At 66.0% G+C, this 17,466-nt stretch carries 19 protein-coding genes; 4 read left to right on the top strand and 15 right to left on the bottom strand.

What is annotated here, in order from left to right; translation table 11 throughout:
- Positions 1-4: 4 nt before the first annotated feature.
- The 6 genes from LXE91_RS04025 to LXE91_RS04000 form a co-directional block, all read right to left on the bottom strand.
- On the bottom strand, positions 5-1,159 hold the full coding sequence (locus LXE91_RS04025) for an ABC transporter ATP-binding protein (protein ID WP_039355329.1): 1,155 nt from the start codon (positions 1,157-1,159) through the stop codon (positions 5-7).
- 186 nt (positions 1,160-1,345) lie between these two features.
- Positions 1,346-2,464 (bottom strand): polyamine ABC transporter substrate-binding protein, encoded by a 1,119-nt coding sequence (locus tag LXE91_RS04020; protein WP_039355331.1) that lies wholly within the window; start codon positions 2,462-2,464, stop codon positions 1,346-1,348.
- A 63-nt stretch (positions 2,465-2,527) separates the two neighbouring features.
- Positions 2,528-3,970 carry an aspartate aminotransferase family protein gene (locus tag LXE91_RS04015; RefSeq protein WP_046196290.1) on the bottom strand — a complete coding sequence of 481 codons (1,443 nt, stop codon included), beginning with the start codon at positions 3,968-3,970 and terminating at the stop codon, positions 2,528-2,530.
- Positions 3,971-4,007: 37 nt separating this feature from the next.
- A complete protein-coding gene (locus tag LXE91_RS04010) occupies positions 4,008-5,345 on the bottom strand; it encodes a glutamine synthetase family protein (RefSeq protein WP_039355335.1) in 1,338 nt (445 codons plus the stop codon).
- A 27-nt stretch (positions 5,346-5,372) separates the two neighbouring features.
- The gene (locus LXE91_RS04005; RefSeq protein ID WP_039355337.1) at positions 5,373-6,161 is read right to left on the bottom strand and encodes a gamma-glutamyl-gamma-aminobutyrate hydrolase family protein; all 789 of its coding nucleotides are present in this window, start codon (positions 6,159-6,161) and stop codon (positions 5,373-5,375) included.
- A gap of 283 nt (positions 6,162-6,444) precedes the next feature.
- A complete protein-coding gene (locus tag LXE91_RS04000) occupies positions 6,445-6,630 on the bottom strand; it encodes a hypothetical protein (protein WP_039355339.1) in 186 nt (61 codons plus the stop codon).
- A 455-nt stretch (positions 6,631-7,085) separates the two neighbouring features.
- Between LXE91_RS04000 and LXE91_RS03995 the strand changes: the two genes are divergently transcribed.
- Together LXE91_RS03995 and LXE91_RS03990 are read left to right on the top strand one after the other, a co-directional pair.
- Positions 7,086-7,637 carry a cupin domain-containing protein gene (locus tag LXE91_RS03995; RefSeq protein WP_039355404.1) on the top strand — a complete coding sequence of 184 codons (552 nt, stop codon included), beginning with the start codon at positions 7,086-7,088 and terminating at the stop codon, positions 7,635-7,637.
- Between the two features lie 96 nt (positions 7,638-7,733).
- Entirely contained in the window at positions 7,734-9,224 is a 1,491-nt protein-coding gene (locus LXE91_RS03990; protein ID WP_039355341.1) for an aldehyde dehydrogenase, read from the top strand.
- Between the two features lie 63 nt (positions 9,225-9,287).
- Here LXE91_RS03990 and LXE91_RS03985 read toward each other — a convergent pair whose 3' ends face one another.
- The gene (locus tag LXE91_RS03985) at positions 9,288-9,488 is read right to left on the bottom strand and encodes a heavy-metal-associated domain-containing protein (protein ID WP_011353438.1); all 201 of its coding nucleotides are present in this window, start codon (positions 9,486-9,488) and stop codon (positions 9,288-9,290) included.
- Positions 9,489-9,818: 330 nt separating this feature from the next.
- Here LXE91_RS03985 and LXE91_RS03980 point away from each other — a divergent pair, with 330 nt between their 5' ends.
- A complete protein-coding gene (locus LXE91_RS03980; protein WP_039355343.1) occupies positions 9,819-10,151 on the top strand; it encodes a cupredoxin domain-containing protein in 333 nt (110 codons plus the stop codon).
- A gap of 12 nt (positions 10,152-10,163) precedes the next feature.
- Entirely contained in the window at positions 10,164-11,000 is an 837-nt protein-coding gene (locus LXE91_RS03975; protein ID WP_039355345.1) for an FTR1 family iron permease, read from the top strand.
- Positions 11,001-11,071: 71 nt separating this feature from the next.
- Here LXE91_RS03975 and LXE91_RS03970 read toward each other — a convergent pair whose 3' ends face one another.
- From LXE91_RS03970 to LXE91_RS03935, 8 genes are all read right to left on the bottom strand, one after another.
- A complete protein-coding gene (locus tag LXE91_RS03970) occupies positions 11,072-11,290 on the bottom strand; it encodes a hypothetical protein (protein WP_021162109.1) in 219 nt (72 codons plus the stop codon).
- Complete coding sequence (locus LXE91_RS03965; RefSeq protein WP_039355406.1) at positions 11,290-11,751, bottom strand: hypothetical protein; 462 nt, start codon at positions 11,749-11,751, stop codon at positions 11,290-11,292. The genes LXE91_RS03970 and LXE91_RS03965 overlap by 1 nt, the downstream gene beginning before the upstream one ends.
- 67 nt (positions 11,752-11,818) lie before the next feature.
- Positions 11,819-12,139, bottom strand: a complete 321-nt coding sequence (locus LXE91_RS03960; RefSeq protein ID WP_039355347.1) for a helix-turn-helix domain-containing protein — start codon at positions 12,137-12,139, stop codon at positions 11,819-11,821.
- Positions 12,132-12,497 carry a type II toxin-antitoxin system RelE/ParE family toxin gene (locus LXE91_RS03955; protein WP_039355349.1) on the bottom strand — a complete coding sequence of 122 codons (366 nt, stop codon included), beginning with the start codon at positions 12,495-12,497 and terminating at the stop codon, positions 12,132-12,134. Before LXE91_RS03955 ends, LXE91_RS03960 begins: the two co-directional genes overlap by 8 nt.
- A gap of 129 nt (positions 12,498-12,626) precedes the next feature.
- A complete protein-coding gene (glmS, locus tag LXE91_RS03950) occupies positions 12,627-14,444 on the bottom strand; it encodes a glutamine--fructose-6-phosphate transaminase (isomerizing) (protein WP_039355351.1) in 1,818 nt (605 codons plus the stop codon).
- Positions 14,445-14,499: 55 nt separating this feature from the next.
- Entirely contained in the window at positions 14,500-15,861 is a 1,362-nt protein-coding gene (gene glmU, locus LXE91_RS03945) for a bifunctional UDP-N-acetylglucosamine diphosphorylase/glucosamine-1-phosphate N-acetyltransferase GlmU (RefSeq protein WP_039355353.1), read from the bottom strand.
- Positions 15,862-15,995: 134 nt separating this feature from the next.
- A complete protein-coding gene (gene ttcA / locus LXE91_RS03940; protein ID WP_039355355.1) occupies positions 15,996-16,991 on the bottom strand; it encodes a tRNA 2-thiocytidine(32) synthetase TtcA in 996 nt (331 codons plus the stop codon).
- Entirely contained in the window at positions 16,988-17,392 is a 405-nt protein-coding gene (locus tag LXE91_RS03935; RefSeq protein ID WP_039355357.1) for a dihydroneopterin aldolase, read from the bottom strand. The genes ttcA and LXE91_RS03935 overlap by 4 nt, the downstream gene beginning before the upstream one ends.
- Between the last annotated feature and the right edge of the window lie 74 nt (positions 17,393-17,466).

Here is a 17,466-nt window from a genome sequence, read left to right as displayed (position 1 = left end):
GTCCTCACTGCGTCAGCACGACGCCGCTGGCCGGCGACCACGACACGAACACGTCGTCGTTCCACGCCGGTGCGTTGTCGTTCATCAGGTGCGAGCTCGACAGGTTCGACACCACCGTCTTGCCGCTCGGCAGGCGCACGTGGTACAGCGAGTAGCTGCCCATGTACGCGATGTCGGTCACGACGCCGCGTGCCCAGTTGTGTTTCGAGCCCGGCTTCTCGCGCGACACGTGAATGCGCTCCGGGCGCACCGAGATGCCCACCGGCATGCCGAGCGGGCCCGTGACGCCGTGGCTCACGTACATGCGCGCCTCGAGGTCGTCGCTCTCGACGAAGATGTGATCGGGTTCGTCTTCGACCACGCGCCCTTCGAACAGGTTGGTCGAACCGATGAATTCCGCCGAGAAGCGGCTGTTCGGGAATTCGTACACCTCGCCCGGCGCACCGATCTGGACGATCTTGCCTTCGCTCATCACCGCGAGGCGGCTGGCCATCGTCATCGCTTCTTCCTGGTCGTGCGTGACCATCACGCAGGTCACGTCGACCTTCTCGATGATGTTCACGAGTTCGAGCTGGGTCTTCTGGCGGATCTTCTTGTCGAGGGCGGACATCGGCTCGTCGAGCAAGAGCAGCTTCGGCCGCTTGACCAGCGAGCGGGCGAGCGCGACACGCTGCTGCTGGCCGCCGGAGAGCTGGTGCGGCTTGCGCTGCGCGTACTTGCTCATCTGCACGAGGGCGAGCGCATCGGCCACGCGCTCCTTGATCTCGTTCTTGGGCGTGCCTTCCTGCTTCAGGCCGAACGCGACGTTCGATTCGACCGTCATGTGCGGGAACAGCGCGTACGACTGGAACATCATGTTCACCGGGCGGCGGTACGGCGGCAGCGACGCAAGGTCTTCACCGTCGACGAAGATCTTGCCGGAGGTGGCCGTCTCGAGCCCGGCGAGCATGCGCAGCAACGTCGACTTGCCGCAGCCCGAGCTGCCGAGCAGCGCGAACAGCTCGTTCTTCGCGATCGTCAGGTTCACGTTGTCGACAGCGGTGCTGTCGCCGAATTTCTTCACGACGTTCTCGATGCGCACGAAGGCGTCGTTTTGCGTGCGGGCCGCGGGGGCCGGTTGGGTCTGTCGTGCAGCAGCGGAAGAGGGTATCGATTGCATGGGATTCACCATTCGTTCTTCACGGATTGCAGGCGTGAGGGTCTCCGCGCGAGACGCATGGCGCGACTCGCGGACGACGGCTCGCGCCGGATGGAACAGTGCGCGCGGCGCGCGCGGGCGGACGGAGGTCCGCGGATCTCAGGCGGGCAGGCGACAAGAGGCGCCTGCCCGCCGGAATTCAGGCGATCAGTGGCCGGTCTTCAGCTGGGCCCACAGACGGTTCTCGAGGCGCAGGATGTCGGCCGGCATCGGCTTCATCAGCACCATCTTCTTCAGCACGTCTTCAGGCGGGTAGACGGTCGGGTCCTGTGCGACGGCCGGCGTGACGAACTGGTGCGCGGCCTTGTTCGCGGTCGGGTAGAACACCGTGTTGGTGATCGCCGCGTTGACCTTCGGATCGGACACGTAGTTGATCCACTTCAGCGCGGCCTCGGGGTGCGGCGCATCCTTCGGGATCACCATCACGTCGAACCACAGCAGGCCGCCTTCCTTCGGGTTCGAGAACTTGATGTCGTACGAACGTTTCGCTTCCGACGAACGGCGGTGCGCGATGCCGACGTCGCCCGACCAGCCGAGCGCGACGCACACGTCGTTGTTCGCGAGGTCGTTGATGTAGCCGGACGAGTTGAACTGGGTGATGTACGGGCGGACTTTCTTCAGGACTTCGAACGCAGCCTGGTAATCGCCGGGATTCTTGCTGTTCGGATCCTTGCCCATGTATTGCAGCGTGGCGGCGAACACGTCGACGGCCTGGTCGAGGAACGACACGCCGCAGCCCTTCAGCTTTTCCATGTTGGCCGGGTCGAACACGAGCGCCCAGCTGTCGACCGGCGCCTTGTCGCCGAGTGCCTTCTTCACCGCCTGCGCGTTGTAGCCGATGCCGTCCGTGCCGTAGGCCCAGGGCACGCCGTACTGGTTGCCCGGATCGGCGTCCGAGATCATCTTCATCAGCAGCGGGTCGAGGTTCGCGAGGTTCGGCAGCTTCGACTTGTCGAGCTTCTGGTACACGCCGGCCTGGATCTGCTTGGCCATGTAGTTCGACGTCGGCACGACGATGTCGTAGCCCGAACTGCCGGCCAGCAGCTTCGCCTGAAGCGTGTCGTCGCTGTCGTAGTTGTCGTACTTGACGTGGATACCCGTCTGTTTCTGGAAGTTCGGGATCGTGTCGGGTGCGATGTAGTCGGACCAGTTGTAGACGTTCAGCTCGTCGGCCGCGTGTGCCGTCGGGCTGGCGACCGACGTGAACGCAGCCGCGGCGGCAAGGGCGGCAACGGAACAGGCTTGGCGAAGAATGCAGGCACGCATGGTGGAATTCCCTTGGGTTATGGCGGCGTGCAGCGCCCGCCGCACGCCTGTAGGCAAAAACCGTTACGAAATACCCAGTTGCTGGGCGGTTGCATCGACTGCTTTTTTCGCCTTCGATACGAGTTCATCGATTTCCTGGCGCGAGATCACGAGCGGCGGCGACAGCAGCATCCGGTCGCCGGTCGCGCGCATGATCAGGTTGCCGTTGAAGCAGAAGTCGCGGCAGATCGTGCCGACGTCGCCGCCGTTCGCGAAGCGGCGGCGTTCGGCCGGCGATTCGGCGAGCTGCAGGCTCGCGACGAGGCCGTGGCCGTGCACCTCGCCGACGATCGGGTGACGTGCGAAGGTTTCGCGCATCAGCGCCTGGAAGTACGGGCCCGTGTCGTTCTTCACGCGCTCGACGATCCCTTCGTCGCGCAGCAGCTTCAGGTTCGCGACCGCGACGGCCGCCGCGACCGGGTGGCCCGAGTACGTGAGGCCGTGGTTGAATTCGCCGTTGTCGATGATCGGCCGCGCCACGCGCTCGTGAATGCCGACGGCACCCATCGGCACATAACCCGACGTGAGGCCCTTGGCCATCGTGATGAGATCGGGTTCGAAACCGAAGTGCTGGTGTGCGAACCATTCGCCGGTGCGGCCGAAGCCGCCGATCACTTCGTCGGCCACCAGCAGGATGTCGTACTTGCGGCAGATGCGCTGGATTTCCGGCCAGTACGTCGACGGCGGGAAGATCACGCCGCCCGCGCCCTGGAACGGCTCGCCGATGAACGCCGCGACGTTCTCCGCGCCGAGCTCGAGGATCTTCGCTTCGAGCTGCTGGGCGCGCGCCAGGCCGAACGCTTCCGGCGTTTCGCTGGCCGCCGCTTCGCCGAAGAAATACGGCTGGTCGATGTGCACGATGTTCTCGACCTTCGACGGCATCTGCTCGTGCATGTAGCCCATCCCGCCGAGCGTGCCGCCGGCGATCGTCGAGCCGTGATAGCCGTTCTTGCGCGAGATCACATACTTCTTCTGCGGCTGGCCCTGCACGCGCCAGTACTGATGCACGAGGCGCAGCACGGTGTCGTTGCCTTCCGAGCCGCTGTTGCAGTAGAAGAAGTGGTTGAAGCCGGCGGGCGTCACTTCCGCGAGCATCGCGGAGAGTTCGATCACCGGCGGGTGCGTGGTCTTGAAGAACGTGTTGTAGAACGGCAGTTCCTGGATCTGGCGATACGCGGCGTCGGCGAGTTCCTTGCGGCCGTAGCCGACGTTCACGCACCAGAGGCCGGCCATCCCGTCGATCACCTTGTTGCCGTCCGAGTCCCACAGGTAGACGCCGTCGGCCTTCACGATCACGCGGCTGCCTGCACGGTTCAGCGCGCCCATGTCCGAGAACGGGTGGATGTGGTGCGCGGCGTCGAGCGCGCGGTATTCGGCGGTCGTGCGTGCCTGCGTTGCGCGCGGTGCGGCGGCCGTGGCGCTCGGTGCGGCCGGCTGGACCCAGGCTGATTCGTTGCGGTACGTCATGTTTCCTCCGTGATTCCGTATTCGGTCGGGTGCACGCTCAGACGTGCAGCAGCAGATGGCGGCGTTCCCACGAGCTGATCACGCGGAAGAACGCTTCGTATTCGGTTTCCTTCAGCGCGAAATACGCCTTCAGGAACTTGTGGCCGAGGATCTCGCCGAGCGGCTCGCAGGCGGCCATCAGCGTCAGCCCTTCCTCGAGGTTGCGCGGCAGCTGGTACGGCAGCTCGTAGCCGTCGCTGACGAGCGGCTCGGTCGGCTCCAGGCGCTGGGTCATGCCGAGATAGCCGGCGGCGAGCGTCGCGGCGAGTGCGAGGTACGGGTTGCAGTCGACACCCGGAATGCGGTTTTCGATGCGGCGCGCCGACGGGCCCGAGTGCGGGATGCGGAAGCCGACCGTGCGGTTGTCGTAACCCCACTGCACGTTGATCGGCGCGGCCATGAAGCGCGACAGGCGGCGGTACGAGTTGATGTACGGCGCGAAGATCGGCATCAGCGCCGGCGTGTACTTCTGCAGCCCCGCGAGGTAGTTGTAGAACATCGACGTTGCGCCGCCGGTTTCCTGCGACGTGAACAGGTTCTGGCCCGTTTCCTCGTCGACGATGCTCTGGTGCACGTGCATCGCCGAGCCCGGTTCGTCTTCCATCGGCTTGGCCATGAACGTCGCGTACATGTTGTGACGCAGCGCGGCCTCGCGCACCGTGCGCTTGAACAGGAACACCTGGTCGGCCAGCGACAGCGCGTCGCCGTGCATGAAGTTGATCTCCATCTGCGCGGCGCCGACTTCGTGGATCAGCGTGTCGATGTCGAGGTTCTGCGCTTCGCAGTACTCGTAGATGTCCTCGAACAGCGGGTCGAACTCGTTGACGGCCTCGATCGAATACGACTGGCGGCCCGTTTCGGGGCGGCCCGTGCGGCCGACCGGCGGGCGCAGCGGCAGGTCGGGGTCCTTGTTCATGTCGACCAGGTAGAACTCGAGTTCCGGCGCGACGACCGGCTTCCAGCCCTTCGCCTTGTACAGGTCGAGCACGCGGCGCAGCACGTAGCGCGGCGAGATCTCGACCGGCGAGCCGTCGAAGTGCACGCAGTCGTGGATCACCTGCGCGGTCGGGTCGACGGCCCACGGGATCAGGCGGATCGTCGACGTGTCGGGCACGCATACCATGTCGGGGTCGGTCACGCCGGTCAGCGAGCCGTCTTCCGGATATTCGCCGGTGACGGTCTGCACCATCACGGCCTGCGGCAGGCGCATCGATTCGCCGGACGTGAACTTGTTGCGCGGCGTGATCTTGCCGCGCGCGATGCCGGCCATGTCGGGGATGATCGCTTCGACTTCAGTGATCCGGTGCTGCTTCAGAAAATCTTCGATGTCTTGCATGTCTGTTCTCGTTGGTTTGGTCGGCGCTCAGGCGAGCGCGGCGGCGGCCATGGCGCGCGTTCGGGCAGCGCGGCGGGCGCGGCAGGCATCGCCGAAGGCGCGGAAGATCGCGCTCGACAGCGGGTCCTGCGCATGGCGCCATTCCGGGTGCCACTGCACGGCGAGGGCGAAGGCCGGTGCATCGACGACGCTCACGGCTTCGATCAGCCCGTCCGGCGCGACGGCTTCGACGGCGAGGCCGGAGCCGAGCTGGGCGATGCCCTGCTTGTGCAGCGAGTTCACGTGCACTTCGTCGCGGCCGCCGGCGAGCGCGTGCAGCTTGCCGCCGGGCGTCAGGCGCACGACGTGCGCGGGGCCGTACTGCGTATCCATCGGCGCGTCGTCGTCCTCGCGGTGATCGGCGAGGCCCGGCACTTCGTGCACGCGCTGGTGCAGCGTGCCGCCGCAGGCGACGTTCAGCTCCTGGAAGCCGCGGCAGACGGCCAGCACGGGCACGCCCGCGGCGATCGCCGCGCGCAGCAGCGGCAGCGTGGTCGCGTCGCGGGCCGGGTCGTGCTTCGTGCCCGGTGCGCTCGGTTCGCCGCCGTACCGATGCGGCTCGACGTTCGAGTAGCTGCCGGTAAACAGCAGGCCGTCGACCGTGTCGAGTACGTCGTCGGCCGACTGGCGCTCGCCGAGCGCGGGCAGCACCATCGCGAACGCTTGCGCGCCGTCGACGATCGCGGCGACGTACTTGTCGCCGACCGTATGCGACGCGTGTGCGCCGATTTGCGTGTGGTCGGCGGTGATGCCGACGAGGGGTTTCCTTCTATCCATGACGTCAATCAGTTATCCGGAGGGTTGTTGCGTCCTGCTTGCCGGATGTGGCGAAACGCCGGCGTGCAACAGCCCCGCAGCCTTGCGCGAGATGCAAGGCCGCTGGTGAATGGGCGCAACGGGATGGCGTGGCGATCCGCGCTGCGCGCGACGATCAGGCCGTCGTTCGTTTCTTTGCGAGTCGCGACGCGGCAATGCATGCGCGAACGCGTTCCGTCACCGCACGGACAATGCGGTTGGCGAATCAGCAGATGAAACGAACGACGTAAAGAAAGGAGAGGCGCTACGGCAGCAGCGACGCCACTTCGTCGGTGTCGACGGCGACGAATGCGCGTGCGGAAACAGCGTTGTGACGCCGAACGGAACGACGGGACAGGATGGTGTAGATCGACAGGTGAAGCAGGCGAGGACTATGCCAGCCGCAACTGCCGTCGTCGGAAGCGGACGACGCGCTGCGCAAACTTCGCACATCGCCTCGATCCCACCTCACCAGAGGGCCACGGACTCTCACGATTACACTCGACTGGGTTGTTGAAAGTATTGAACACCTGACCGTTTCGACGCGCTGGGCGTTTAAAATAATCAAGGTGCCGGTTACGCGTTATTTACATTGATGGGCATCAATTTTTGCGTTGCAATAACGTTTTTTGGTGCCGATGAACGTTCGATGACGCTAACCTGAGAGCCAGCATATACGAGCCAAAAACGGCGTCAAATGTTTTTTAACGGTGCTGCATCAGGGCTTTCCCGAGCAGTGCGAACAAAAGATTCGTAAAAGGAATACTCGACGGGCTGTTCATTATTTCGAACGCCTTTCAGGGTTTTCCCCGCTGATGCGCGGCATAAAGTGATTAGAATATTCAACGGCTGTCCACCGCGTCGTTTCACTTTGTCATCGCACTTATCGTGTCCGAAACCGAATCGATGTCCACCGAAGTCGCCGAGCGCCTGCGTTTCGTGCGCAACAAGCAGGGCCTGTCGCAGCGCGAACTCGCGAAGCGGGCCGGCGTGACCAACGGCACGATCTCGCTGATCGAACAGGGCCGCGTGAGCCCGTCGGTCGGTTCGCTGAAGAAGCTGCTCGAATGCATCCCGATGAGTCTCGCGGAGTTCTTCACGTTCGAGCTGATCGAGTCGCGCGCGGTCGTGTCGCGTCGCGACGAGATGCCGAACCTCGGCAACGACACGCTCGCGTTTCACCTGGTCGGCGCGAGCATGAAGGACCGCAACATGTGCATCCTGCGCGAGATCTATCAGCCGCAGGCCGATACGGGGCCCGAGATGCTCGTGCACGCGGGGCACGAGGGCGGTGTCGTCGTGTCGGGGCGGCTCGAGCTGACCGTCGACGGCGCAACGTGGCTGCTCGACCCCGGAGACGGCTACTACTTCGAAAGCCGTTTGCCGCACCGTTTTCGCAATCCCAGCGCGGACCTGATCTGCGAGGTCGTCTCGGCCAATTCGCCGGCGACCTTCTGACCTTCCCCCGCGCGTCACTGCATTCGCTGCCGGCCGGCTGCGCGTCATGCGCAGCGGCGTGCCGCATCGCGAATGCCAAAAAACTGAGGCATCCTGATGAACAAGTTGACTTTGGCTGACTGGCAGGACAAGGCGGCGTCGCTCGAGATCGAAGGGCGCGCATTCATCGACGGCGCGTTGCGCGACGCGCACGGCGGCAAGACGTTCGACTGCGTGAGCCCGATCGACGGCCGCGTGCTCGTGAAGGTCGCGGATTGCGGCGAAGCCGACGTGAACGCGGCCGTTGCTGCCGCGCGCCGTGCGTTCGACGCAGGCGTGTGGGCCGGACTGAACCCGCGTGCGCGCAAGGCCGTGCTGCTGCGCTGGGCCGCGCTGATGCGCGAGCATCTCGACGAGCTGTCGCTGCTCGAAACGCTCGACGCCGGCAAGCCGATCGGCGACACGACGACGGTCGACGTGCCGGGCGCCGCGTATTGCGTCGAATGGTTCGCGGAAGCGATCGACAAGGTCGGTGGCGAGGTTGCGCCGGCCGATCATCATCTCGTCGGTCTCGTCACGCGCGAGCCGGTCGGTGTGGTGGCCGCCGTCGTGCCGTGGAACTTCCCGATCCTGATGGCCGCGTGGAAATTCGGCCCCGCGCTCGCGGCGGGCAACAGCGTCGTGCTGAAGCCGTCGGAGAAATCGCCGCTGACCGCGATCCGTGTCGCGCAGCTCGCGGTCGAGGCCGGCATGCCGGCCGGCGTGTTCAACGTCGTGCCGGGCGCGGGCGAGCCGGGCAAGCTGCTTGCGCTGCATCGCGACGTCGACTGCATCGCGTTCACGGGCTCGACGGCGGTCGGCAAGCTGATCATGCAGTACGCCGCGCAGTCGAACCTGAAGCGCGCGTGGCTCGAACTCGGCGGCAAGTCGCCGAACATCGTGCTGCCCGATTGCCCCGATCTCGACCGCGCGGCGCAGGCGGCTGCCGGCGCGATCTTCTACAACATGGGCGAGATGTGCACGGCGGGTTCGCGGCTGCTCGTGCATCGTGACATCAAGGACGCGTTCATCGAGAAGCTCGTCGCGGCCGCGCGCGCGTACGTGCCCGGCAATCCGCTCGACCCGTCGGTGTCGATGGGCGCGATCGTCGACGGCATCCAGCTCGAGCGGGTGCTCGGCTATATCGAAGCCGGGCGCAGCGAAGGCCGGCTCGTCACGGGCGGTGCGCGCGTGAAGGCGGAAACGGGCGGCTTCTACGTGGAGCCGACGGTGTTCGAGGTGAAGCCCGATGCGAAGATCGCGCGCGAGGAGATCTTCGGGCCCGTGCTGTCGGTGATCGTGTTCGACGACGTCGACGAGGCCGTGCGGATCGCGAACGACACCGAATACGGGCTGGCCGCAGCCGTGTGGACGTCGAACCTGACGACCGCGCACGACGTGTCGCGCCGGCTGCGTGCGGGCACCGTCTGGGTGAACTGCTACGACGAGGGCGGCGACATGAACTTCCCGTTCGGCGGCTACAAGCAGTCGGGCAACGGCCGCGACAAGTCGCTGCATGCGCTCGAGAAATACACCGAGCTGAAGTCGACGCTGATCCGATTGCGCTGACGCGCAATCGGCCGCGGGCGCAGCGCCGGTCGGCGGCGTGCCCGCGGTTCGCAGTGTGCGGCGTTATGCGGCGCGCAGCGCGGGGTGGAAGCCGGCGGCCTCGATGATCGACTGCACGCGCTCGGCGCCTTGCGCCGATTCGACCTTGACGATCTTCGCCGCGACGTCGATGTCGAGCTTCGCGGCGGGATCGGCGGCCGTCACCGCGCGCGTGATCGCGTTGGCGCAGCCGCCGCAGGTCATGTCCTGGACTTCGAATTCCATCGTGTTCTCCTGAGTTGACGATTGACAAGCATCGACAGCATGAAGCTTGTCACGGTGGGAAGGTCAAGCGTACGCGTGTCGCCTCGCGGCGGCGACAGTATTTTGTAAACGTGAAGTCTGATGAATCGCGATCGATCCTTTGACGTCATTCGGAACTTGTCCCGATTGACGGCGAAGCATGCCGCGCCTTTCGGGGCGGGCGCCTTGCCGGACAAAGCGCGGCGGCGATCCATGAAGCATGATCACCATGTCGCCAGTAAGGGTACGCAAGTTGAAAATGCGAATCGATCTTAATATCGGTTCTCTTCGATATTTCAATTCGTTACCCTCATGAATCGTTTCGCTTTCGGCTTCGCGCTGGCCCTGCTGGGCGCATCGGCAACGTCCGCATTCGCGGCCGACGATGTCGTCAACCTGACCCTGAAGGACCACAAGTTTTCGCCGGACGGCGTGACGATCCCCGCCGGCAAGAAGGTGAAGTTCGTCGTGAAGAACCTCGACGCGACGCCTGCCGAATTCGAGAGCGACGACTTCAAGGCGGAGAAGGTCGTGCCCGCGGGCAAGTCGGTGGAAATCATGGTCGGGCCGCTGAAGGCCGGCACGTACGAATTCCACGACGAGTATCACGAAGCGCAGTCGAAGACGCACCTGACCGTCAAATAAGCCCATATCGCCATGTTGTCTACTGCCCTGATCGTCTTTCGTGAAGTGCTCGAGGCCGCGCTGGTGGTGTCGATCGTGATGGCCGCCACCAAGGGCGTGCCGCGGCGCGGCTGGTGGGTCGGCGGCGGGCTGGTCGGCGGCGTGATCGGCGCCGGCCTGATCGCCGCATTTGCCGACGTGATTTCGCAGTGGGCGTCCGGCATGGGGCAGGAGGTGTTCAACGCGGGCGTGATGTTCGTTGCGACGCTGATGCTCGCGTGGCACAGCATCTGGATGAGCCGGCACGGCCGCGAGATGGCGATGCAGATGAACGCGGTCGGGCGCGCCGTCGCGGACGGCAGCAAGCCGCTGACGGGGCTGGCGATCGTGGTCGGCGTCGCGGTGCTGCGCGAAGGCTCCGAGGCCGTGCTGTTCCTGTACGGCATCGCGGCGGGCGATCCGGGGCAGACGCCGCAGATGATCGTCGGCGGGCTGCTGGGTGTGCTTGGCGGCGCCGGGCTCGGCTACGGGATGTATGCGGGCCTGCTGCAGATTCCGCTGAAGCGCCTGTTCACCGTCACCAACTGGCTGATCGTGCTGCTTGCGGCGGGGATGGCGAGCCAGTGCGTCGGCTTCCTGCTCTCGGCGGGCCTCGTGCCGTCGTGGGGCGATGCGATCTGGGATACGTCGTGGCTGCTCAAGGATTCGAGCCTCGTCGGCAAGGCGCTGCATACGCTGATCGGCTATACCGCGCGACCGGCGGGCATCCAGATCGTCGCGTATCTCGCGACGCTGGCCACGATCGTCGGGCTGGCGCGGCTGGTCGGCCGGCCGCAGACGGCGATTCGGCCGCCACGGCCCGCGGCTTGAGTTGCACGGGTTCGAACAGGAAAGGGGCGTCCATGACGCCTCTTTTTTTCATGTGCGCACGCCGCGCCTGCTCAGCGGTGGCTGTCGATCCAGGCGCGAGCCCATTCGAGCCCCGCTTCGCGCGCGTCGTCCTCGGTGTCGAACACGCCGAGCACGCCGGATGCCTCGACCAGCTTGTTGTTCTGCGTGATCGTGCCGCTCGCCGCGAAGCGCTCGGGCTGCAGGATCTCGTCCTGCTGCAGGATCGCGTGGCCCCAGATCTGGTAGCCGTGGTAGGTCTGCGCTTCCATTATCGAGTCACCTCCGCGGCGCGGCCGTGCGTGCCGACCTGCAGCACGTTGCCGTCCGGTGTGTATTGACGCGGGATGTTGGAGTAACTCAGTGCGTGCGGCGCATCGGGCGCAGCCGGCTGCATCACCGTCAGGCGTCCTGGTGCAGGCTGCGCAACGGGGCGCGGAGCGGCCGGCGCCTCGGCCGCGGGCGGACGATGCGAATCGGCTTTCACGGCCTGCACGACGCGGCGCTTGTGCGGCTTCGCCGCGGCTTTCGGGGTGGCATTCGCGTGCTTCTCCGCGCTCTTGCCGGCGCGTGCGTCGGCGCCCGTGTGCGTGGCCGGGGTACGGGCTTCCGGCGCGTGGGCTGCCGGCTGCCGCGCCTCGGGCGGATTCCAGACCTCGACGTAATGCTCGGCGGCCCAGCCCGTCGACGCGAACGTCAGCGCCAGCACACCACATCCAATCAGTCTTGCCATTGTCTCTCCGTCATATTCCTTGCGACCCGCGTTCGGCAGGCCGTGCATGCGCATTCGGGGCAGCGGCTCAGGTGAACACCTCGAGCCCGTGCTTCTCGACGATCTGCAGCATCCGGGCCGCGATGCCGCTCGGCCGCTTGTCGCCCTGTTCCCATTGGCGGATCGTCGAGGCCGTCGTGTTCAGGTAGAGCGCGAACACGCTCTGGCTGACGTTGACGGATTTGCGGATGCGGGCGATTGCCTCAGGGTCGAACTGCGGCGCGGCTTCGATGCAGAGATCGTCGTATTCGCGCATCGTTTTCTTGTCGATCAGCTTGGCGCGATAGAGGCCCGACGCCGCGCTGTGGATCGCCTCCGTCGCATCGCTCTTGAATCGACTCTTAGCCATTGCAAATCTCCACAAGCTCTTTCAATGCGATCAGCGTCGCGACCTCGGTGTCGCTGCGGCGCCCGATGTCGGCGGCGAGCTTCCTGAAGGCGCGCAGTTCGCGTTCGTCGATGTCGTCCCGATCACGTTTCGCGAACAGGAACACGAACACCCACGCTCGCCCGACCTTGCTCAGCACGATCCCGCGCTGCCGATTGCCGTCCAGGCGCTTTTTCCAGACGTTGCCGCCGAGCTCGACGCCCTGGCCGCGTGCCAGTTCCTGCGCGGCGCGGCAGAGTTCGGTATCGGCGATCCCTGATTTTCTCGCTGCCTTGTGAAACCACTTCGTCTTGAAGACGCGTCGTACGGAAGCAGGCATGTCGGGCCCGTCGAGTTTGCACAGGATTATATACCACTACGTGGTATATATTTCGACCCGGCCGAATGGCCTGCTTCACGCCGGACCGCGCCCGGGACGGCCCGGCGGAGGCCATCCCGGTGACCGGTTTTATTCCACCGTCACCGACTTCGCGAGGTTGCGCGGCTTGTCGACGTCGGTGCCGCGTGCGCACGCGGTGTGATACGCGAGCAACTGCAGCGGCACGACGTGCAGGATCGGCGACAGTTGCCCGTAGTGCTCCGGCATCCGGATCACGTGCAGGCCGTCGTCGTTGACGATCTGCGTGTCGGCATCGGCGAACACGTACAGCTCGCCGCCGCGCGCACGCACTTCCTGCATGTTCGACTTCAGCTTCTCGAGCAGCGTGTCGTTCGGCGCGACCGTGACGACCGGCATCGCTTCCGTGACGAGCGCGAGCGGCCCGTGCTTCAGTTCGCCGGCCGGATAGGCCTCGGCGTGGATGTACGAGATTTCCTTCAGCTTCAGCGCGCCTTCGAGCGCGATCGGGTAGTGCAGCCCGCGGCCGAGGAACAGCGCGTTTTCCTTGCGCGCGAATTCCTCCGACCACGCGATGATCTGCGGCTCCAGCGCGAGCACGCTGTTCAGCGCGGCCGGCAGGTGGCGCAGCTGCTTCAGGAATTGCGCTTCCAGCGCGGCGTCGACGTGCCCGCGCAGCTTGCCGAGCGTCGCGGCCAGCACGAACAGCGCGACGAGCTGGGTCGTGAACGCCTTCGTCGACGCGACGCCGATCTCGGTGCCCGCATGCGTCAGGAACTGCATCTCGGTGAGGCGCACCATCGCGCTCGTCGCGACGTTGCAGACCGCGAGCGTGTGCGTGTGGCCGAGCGACTGCGCATGCTTGAGCGCCGCGAGCGTGTCGGCCGTCTCGCCCGATTGCGAGATCACCAGCACGAGCTGGCGCGGGTTCGGCACCGATTCGCGGTAGCGGTACTCGCTGGCGATTTCGACCTGGGTCGGGATCTTCGCGATCGATTCGAGCCAGTATTTCGCGGTCAGGCCCGAGTAGTAGCTCGTCCCGCACGCGAGGATCAGCAGGCTGTCGATGTCCGCGAACGCGGCGGGCGCGGCGGCGCCGAACAGCGTCGCGTCGAACGCGTCCGTCTGCGGCACGGTATCGCTGATCGCGCGCGGCTGCTCGAAGATTTCCTTCTGCATGAAGTGACGATACGGCCCGAGTTCGACCGCGCCGCCGTAGGCGCTGACCACGCGGATCTCGCGCTGCGCGGTGGCGCCGTTGCGGTCGACGATCTTCACGCCGTCGAGCGACAGCTCGCACACGTCACCTTCCTCGAGGAACGTGAAGCGGTCGGTGCTGCCGGCCAGCGCGAGCGCATCGGACGCGAGGAAGTTCTCGCCGTCGCCGTGGCCGACCACGAGCGGCGAACCCTGGCGTGCGCCGACGACGGTATGCGGCTGGTCCTTGTGGATCACGGCGATCGCATACGCGCCGTGCAACTGGCCGACCGCTTCGCGCACCGCGTCGAACAGGTTGCCGCGATACAGGCTGTGCACGAGGTGGGCGATCACTTCGGTGTCGGTCTGCGACACGAACTCGTAGCCCTTCGCGCGCAGCGCGTCGCGCAGCGATTCGAAGTTCTCGATGATGCCGTTGTGGACGAGCGCGAGCGCATTCGACGAGAAGATCGGGTGCGCGTTGTGCGTGACGGGCGCGCCGTGCGTCGCCCAGCGCGTGTGCGCGACGCCGGTGGTGCCTTCGAGGTGCGATTCGCGCACCTGCGCGTCGAGATCGGCGACGCGCGCGACGCTGCGCGCACGCTTCGGTGCACCGGGCTCGAGCACGGCGACGCCGCACGAGTCGTAGCCACGGTATTCGAGGCGCCGCAATCCTTCGATCAGCACCGGAACGATATTACGCTGCGCAACTGCGCCGACAATGCCGCACATGAATGAGTGAGTCCTGTAAGTCGACGCGGACGCCGCCGGGGCGCCCGCAAAAGGTTCAGCTTTTCTTCTTGACCGGGCGGACGTAGCCGCTCTTCGCGGTCTGGGTCTTCTCGTTCAACGCGAGCAGGCCGTCGGCTACGTCTTTCCAGATCGTCGTGCCGGCGGCGATCGTCACGCCGCGGCCGACGCGCACGGGCGCGACGAGCTGCGTATCGGAGCCGACGAACACGTCGTCCTCGATCACGGTGCGGAACTTGTTCGCGCCGTCGTAGTTGCAGGTGATCGTGCCCGCGCCGATGTTCACGCGCGCGCCGATGTCGGCGTCGCCGATGTAGGTGAGGTGGTTCGCCTTCGAGCCGTGGCCGATCACCGCGTTCTTCACCTCGACGAAGTTGCCGACGTGCGCTTCGTCCGCGAGCTGCGCACCGGGGCGCAGCCGCGCGTACGGGCCGATCACGGTGTGCGCGCCGAGCTCGGCGCCGTCGATGTGCGTGAACGCGTCGATGCGTGTGCCCGCGCCGACCGACGCGTTGCGGATCACGCAGTTCGCGCCGATCGTCACGTTGTCGGCGAGCGTCACGTTGCCTTCGAACACGCAGTTCACGTCGATCGACACGTCGCGGCCGCAGCGCAGCGTGCCGCGCACGTCGACGCGCGCCGGATCGGCGAGCGTGACGCCGTCGACGAGCAGTGCGTCGGCGATGTTGCGCTGGTGGATGCGCTCGAGCTCGGCGAGCTGCGCCTTGCTGTTCACGCCGAGCGTCTCCCATTCCTCGTCGGGCTGCGCGGTAACGACGTCGAAACCGGCCTCGATCGCCAGTTCGACGACGTCGGTCAGGTAGTACTCGCCCTGCGCGTTCTCGTTCCTCAGCGCGCCGAGCCACATCGACAGCTGGGCCGTGGGCGTGACGATGATGCCGGTGTTGATCTCGGCGATCTTCAGCTGTTCGGGCGACGCGTCCTTCTGTTCGACGATGCGCGTGACGAAGCCGGCCGCGTCGCGCACGATGCGGCCGTAGCCGGTCGGATCGTCGAGGGTGACCGTCAGAATCCCGTAACGGCCTTCGCGTGCGGCGTCGACGAGGCGCTGCAAGGTCGACGCGCGCGTGAGCGGCACGTCGCCGTACAGCACGAGCGTCGGTTGCGCGGGATCGAGGAGCGGCAGCGCCTGGCGCACCGCGTGGCCGGTGCCGAGCTGTTCGGCTTGCACCGCGAACTGGACGTCGGGTGCGGCGACGGCGGCCTGGACCTGCTCGGCGCCATGACCGACGACGACGACGAGCCGGGACGGCTGCAGCGTGCGCGCGGTATCGATGACGTGGGAGAGGAGCGGCCTGCCGGCCAGCGGGTGAAGCACTTTCGGCAGGGCGGAACGCATGCGCTTGCCGGTGCCTGCCGCCAAAATCACGATATTCATGGCGCGCGCTTGGGTCAGAGTTCGAAGCCGTCCATTTTAGCACGCGGCCCTTGTCGCTCCGGGCCTGTCGCGGCGGGGCGACAACGCCGAAACGAGGCCGCCGGCCCCGGTTTCGGTGGGTGTTCGGTCCCTGCTTACAGATCGTCGAACTGGACGATCGAGATCGGTTGGGCGCCACCCGGCGCGGCGCTCTCGTCGCCCGACGCGCACGGCTCCTCGTCGAACGCGATGTCGCCCTGCGGATCGGCCTCGCCCGTCGCGCGCAGCGACTGGAACGGGTACAGCGTCGTGTCCATCAGGTGCGACGGCACGACCTTCGCGAGCGCGTTGAACATGTTCTCGACGCGGCCCGGGAAGCGCTTGTCCCATTCGCGGATCAGCGCCTTCATTTCCGCGCGCTTCAGGTTCGGCTGGCTGCCGCACAGGTTGCACGGGATGATCGGGAATTCGCGCAGTTCCGCGTATTTCTCGAGATCGGTTTCCTTCACGTACGCGAGCGGGCGGATCACGATGTTCTTGCCGTCGTCCGACTGCAGCTTCGGCGGCATCCCCTTCAGCTTGCCGCCGTAGAACATGTTGAGCAGCAGCGTCTGCACGATGTCGTCGCGATGGTGGCCGAGCGCGATCTTGGTCGCGCCGAGCTCGCCGGCCACGCGGTACAGGATCCCGCGGCGCAGCCGCGAGCACAGCGAGCAGGTCGTCTTGCCCTCGGGCACGAGCCGCTTGACGATGCTGTAGGTGTCCTGGTTCTCGATGTGGAACGGCACGCCGACCTGTTTCAGGTATTCCGGCAGCACGTGCTCGGGGAAGCCCGGCTGCTTCTGGTCGAGGTTCACCGCGACGATGTCGAAATCGATCGGCGCGCGTTCGCGCAGGCGCAGCAGCACGTCGAGCATCGCATAGCTGTCCTTGCCGCCAGACAGGCACACCATCACCTTGTCGCCTTGCTCGATCATGTTGAAGTCGCCGATCGCCTGGCCGACCTGGCGCACGATCCGCTTGAACAGCTTGTTGTTCTCGTACGCGTCCTTCTGCTCGCGACGCGTCAGCGCCGGGCGGCCGGCCGGCGCGGCGGGCGTGTCGAGGGTGGCGGCATCGGCCGTCATGTCATTCATGTGGGGGGCGTTCATGTGCGCTCCTCGTCCTTGATGCGAAAGACTTCGACGCCGACGGCGTCGCAGTCCGGATAAGCGTCCGGTTTCTCGGTACAGACGCGTACCGCGCGCACGGCATCGTGCGCCAGCAGGCGCGCGGCGATCGCGTCGCACAGCGTTTCCTGCAGGTGGATGTGGCCGCGCGCCAGGCATTGCGTGACGCTCTGCTTCATCAGATCGTAGTCGACGATTTCATGCAGCCGGTCGTCGACGGGGGTGGACAGCGCGAGCGGCACGAACAGGTCGATATTGATGACGACGCGCTGCTCGCCGCGCTTCTCGTGTTCGAAGGCACCGATGTTGATGTGCACTTCGTAGTCGCGCAGGTAGAGCCTGCGGCAGTCCGCGAGGCGGGGGTGCAGGAGAGCGGAAAACATGGTCGTCCCAGTCAAATTGGCGTGCGCACACGCAAAGCGGCGCGGGCGGCGGCAGTCAGGCCGCGCGTTCCGCG

This window comes from Burkholderia contaminans (assembly GCF_029633825.1).
Classification (GTDB): Bacteria; Pseudomonadota; Gammaproteobacteria; order Burkholderiales; family Burkholderiaceae; genus Burkholderia; species Burkholderia contaminans.
This window is presented reverse-complemented; position numbering and strand designations above follow the sequence as displayed.